This is a genomic window from Streptomyces sp. P17, from assembly GCF_032436805.1.
Classification (GTDB): Bacteria; Actinomycetota; Actinomycetes; order Streptomycetales; family Streptomycetaceae; genus Streptomyces.
On record NZ_JAVRBF010000193.1, the window covers coordinates 1 to 1044 of the forward strand.

Genomic DNA, 1044 nt, shown 5'->3' on the forward strand with positions numbered 1-1044 from the left:
AAAGACAAGTTCGGTTCGGATGGTTTCCCTATCCGTCGCGATCAGGTCATTGATGCCGTGGGTACTCGTTCGGCTTCTATCGGTGATGCATGGAATGGTGTCACTCGCTGGGACGATGCCACGCAGAAGCGTATTCAGGAAGTTGCTACAGGTATTTTGGGGAAGGGTGCTTATCGTAAGCTCGTTGCGGCTGAACGTATGGTTCAGGACTTCGTTACGGATGCCAAAGTCTTGATCGTGGTCAAGAGCATTTTCGTACCAGTTGCCAACATGGTGGCGAATATCCACCAGTTGCTTACTCGTGGTGTTCCGCTTCGCGATGTGATCCGTGGTTCGGCTCGTAAGACGGCAGAAATCAATGAATATGTTCTGCTTCGCAATAAGGAGATCAAGCTTGATGCTGATCTTCGAGCAGCCAAGGGCCGCAATGACACACGCCAAATTGGTAAGCTGACGACTGAATTGCAAACAATTCAGGATACTTACAAGCGTATGTCCATCGCTCCTCTGATCGAAGCCGGTGAATTCTCGGCTGTTACAGAGGGCGGTATTTCGCAGGAAGACCTTGCCTTGGCAGAGGGTCGTTGGGGTAACTTTGTGGAGAAGCTCGGTAATAACCTGCCTAATCCGCTTCGCCTCGGCTATCGCTATGGCACCCTGTCGCGTGACACTGCCTTGTTTAAGGGTCTCGGTCGTGCGGTACAGTATGGTGACTTCATTGCAAAGGCCGTCTTCTATGACGATCTGGTCAAGCGTAAGGGAATGTCCAAGGAACAGGCTCTTGCTCTCGTCTCCGAGGAATATGTCAACTACAACCGCTTTGCTGGTCGTAGTCGCCAATACGCTGAAAGCATGGGGCTTATCTGGTTCTGGAACTTCAAAATCCGCTCCATGAAAGTCGCTGCTTCCATGATCCGCAATAACCCTGCACGTGCTTTGATCGCCACTGCTGCAACACCAACGCTACCTTTCATTGGTTCTGTTGGTTCCCCGGTAACGGACAACCTTGCAAATGTCGCAATTGATGGGCGGCTTGGTTATTCG

At 51.1% G+C, this 1044-nt stretch carries 1 protein-coding gene; it reads left to right on the forward strand.

The window, feature by feature from the left end; translation table 11 throughout:
- Window positions 1-1044 (forward strand): hypothetical protein (locus RMT89_RS40295; RefSeq protein ID WP_315888712.1); only part of this gene is annotated, 1044 nt, incomplete at both ends.